3 protein-coding genes are annotated in these 2,767 nt (G+C 40.5%); all 3 read left to right on the plus strand.

What is annotated here, in order from left to right:
• Positions 1–107 precede the first annotated feature (107 nt).
• Positions 108–1,109: a DUF6387 family protein gene (locus tag AAIR21_RS27510; RefSeq protein ID WP_149330514.1), complete on the plus strand. Its 1,002-nt coding sequence runs from the start codon at positions 108–110 to the stop codon at positions 1,107–1,109.
• Positions 1,110–1,222: 113 nt separating this feature from the next.
• On the plus strand, positions 1,223–1,453 hold the full coding sequence (locus AAIR21_RS27515; protein ID WP_149330513.1) for a helix-turn-helix transcriptional regulator: 231 nt from the start codon (positions 1,223–1,225) through the stop codon (positions 1,451–1,453).
• A gap of 447 nt (positions 1,454–1,900) precedes the next feature.
• Positions 1,901–2,767 (plus strand): YagK/YfjJ domain-containing protein (locus tag AAIR21_RS27520; protein WP_434682782.1); only part of this gene is annotated, 867 nt, incomplete at its 3' end.

The raw sequence follows: 2,767 nt of genomic DNA on the forward strand, positions 1-2,767 counted from the left end.
AGCAGATTTAGCCGCTAAAACGTGAGCACAATGGGTGACGGATACATTCATTTTTATAATAGAATGTCGGTAAGGAAATATACACCCTCGCACGAGAAGGAGAGCATATGAAGGACGAAACTCACAATACACTTAGTACAGATGACGCTGAAAAGGTGACTACTGGGACCTATTACAGTCAGGTACTCTCACGCGCTCAGTGTGTAACATATGAAGGTAAGCCAGAAGAATTAAACTGGTTTAAAATAAAGAACTATGATTTTGTTAACGAGATGCCATTTAGTAAGCTTATCCGTGAACTGATCGCGCGGGTAAATTTAGGTATTGTTGCAAACTCTGATTCAGAGTATGGCATAGTCACAACTGATTTATTCAGGGAACTTTACGCCAAAATCACCGAAGGTCAGCCTGTCATAAGCGATTATTTTATCTCTGACAAAGAGAGACCAGAAATTATATATCCGAAACCTGATGTCGGATCAGAGGCCAGAGAGTTTATCTTATCAGAAGATCCTGTTCCGGTACGGGAATTAAGCATCAGGGATATTAATGAATGCTACGATGCAATCTCTGTCGCTGATAAACCTACATTCTCGGTAACTGAAGATTGCACACATCCATGTTATCTCGGTTTCACTAAGAAGGAAGATGTTGGTCTGGACACGCTTCTGACGACACTTCAGGAACAAAATCGGGGTATAGAGCAAATTTACCTGTCCGTAAACCCTTACTGCAGTAAGTCAGAAATACTTTCATCTTTTCAGGAAATTCTGACCCGTTATCGTAAGCATAAGATGCTGAGCGACGGAAAAATACAGAACATCAGAGTACACAAAACCCTGCCGTTGATGGATCTTGTTATCTGGCAGATTAAAAATAAAAAGCAGCTACCTTCGTGGCAGATTTATAACTTGCTGAAAGGTCTTCCGGTAGACCTCGCCCAGAAGAATACTGAGTTCATTTCGAGGACATTTTCTAACACTGTACTGAAAACCTTCGAAAGCGTGCTGGGTCAGGGCACATTCATACCGCTGCTTGATGCGCTTAGTGAAAAGAAAGATGGGTACAACCTCAACCTCAAACTTAGAAAGGTGCAGCCAGGAACGTAGTCATATTTCAAAGAAAATGTCAATGTACATTTCTGTGCATTAAATTTTACCGTTACGGCAGAACTTTTTTTGTTTACCTTAGCCCCGAGTTCAACATAACAAGGGGCGATGCCATGAAAGAGAACAAACAAGTAGACAAACACAAGGATGATGAACAACATTTCAAACTGATTGATTTGAAATTTATCTGTGAAAAAACAGGATTTTCAAAGGCATATATCTACAAGCTAATGAATAACAAGTTATTCCCAAAACCATTGAAAATTGGGCGTTCCAGTCGTTGGCGCCTCAGTGAGTTTCAGGAGTGGCTGGACAGGTTACCTCGGGAAGGGAAGGCAGCCTGATACGGGGAAAGCTTGCCTGTCCTGGCAAGGATATCTCCTGACAAAAGGAACACTAACTTTCCCGATATAATGATAAGTATGTATGTATTGAAACAAGTGTCCCTACTGGTATTATATCTGAAGCATGGGTCCGTGAGTGTGTTATTAATAATTGGCTAATAATGGTTCTTATATTATTAAAATAATTGAATTAATCATGTTGTTATATGATAGTAATCATGTATTTGCATTGCCTATGTTAATTATATCATTGCAGTATTTGTTAACTTAATAGCCAGTGAATACTTGAGCTATCAATAATAATCATACAGTGCTCTTTGTGAAGTTCACTTTATAGAGAACAGGATAATTACACCTGTAGTATTGACATAGAGGTAACCAGCAATGGCTACCTCCGTCATCCATTATCGTTCTGTCTAATAAAGTTAAAACAGGATAACTATTGTTATGTTTACTGACAGCTATTTCGATTATGAATCAAGCAGCAGGCATTTATCTGGCAGTGATAGAACACTTATAATCACCGATGACCTTGATACTATACAAATACAACGCAATTTACTTTCTATTTTAAATAGAATTGTCAATTCTGACGCGGAAGCAATTTCAGTTATCAGAGCAAGCTACTGTAAGGTATCCAAAACTGGCCATTTACTTGAGGAAGCTTTTCGAGGATTGTCGGAACTGGAAAAGGGTATCGGCGGACATCAGCAATTGCACCCAACGGTCCAGTTATTTAGTCTGGCTCTCAAAACACATAACCTGGCTGAGCCCCCGGCATTATTGAATTTATCACCTCACGAAGCTGACGTAATAAACAGCTGGTTGAGGCAATTTCGAACAGAGGTGAAATCCCCCTCGCATAAGCGAAAGCTACGTAATTTCCAGAGGGCCGCCAGTAAGAACCTGACAGGTGCATTAGCTTACGTAGATCACCTGTTTGAGCATCACTCCCGGTTGCTGGTTATCCGTGTAGATCTCTCATATCAGAAAGCTATTGTGAAGAATAATGTCGTCTCTGCTGACTTAACCCGGTTACATCGTAAACGTTTATTCAAACGCGTACAGTCGCATTCTTTATTTGAACATTGTCTGGGGTACATCTGGAAGCTTGAATACGGGCAGTGCAAAGGTTTTCATTACCATACCTGTTTTTTCTTTGACGCAAGCAAAGTTCGAGCTGATGTAACACTGGCCCGGTGTATAGGGGAGTTCTGGAAAAGAGAGATAACGGACGGCAAAGGGCTTTATTTCAACTGTAATGCCATTGCCCATAACTACGCCCAGTCAGGGATCGGTGATATCCATTATACA

Source organism: Enterobacter sp. PTB, assembly GCF_051130085.1.
In the GTDB taxonomy this organism is placed as follows: Bacteria; Pseudomonadota; Gammaproteobacteria; order Enterobacterales; family Enterobacteriaceae; genus Enterobacter; species Enterobacter ludwigii.

Bases quoted from the DNA above. Each gene is read 5' to 3' on its own strand.
- AAIR21_RS27515 (WP_149330513.1), top strand. From the start codon at position 1,223: ATGAAAGAGAACAAACAAGTAGACAAACACAAGGATGATGAACAACAT.
- AAIR21_RS27510 (WP_149330514.1), top strand. From the start codon at position 108: ATGAAGGACGAAACTCACAATACACTTAGTACAGATGACGCTGAAAAG.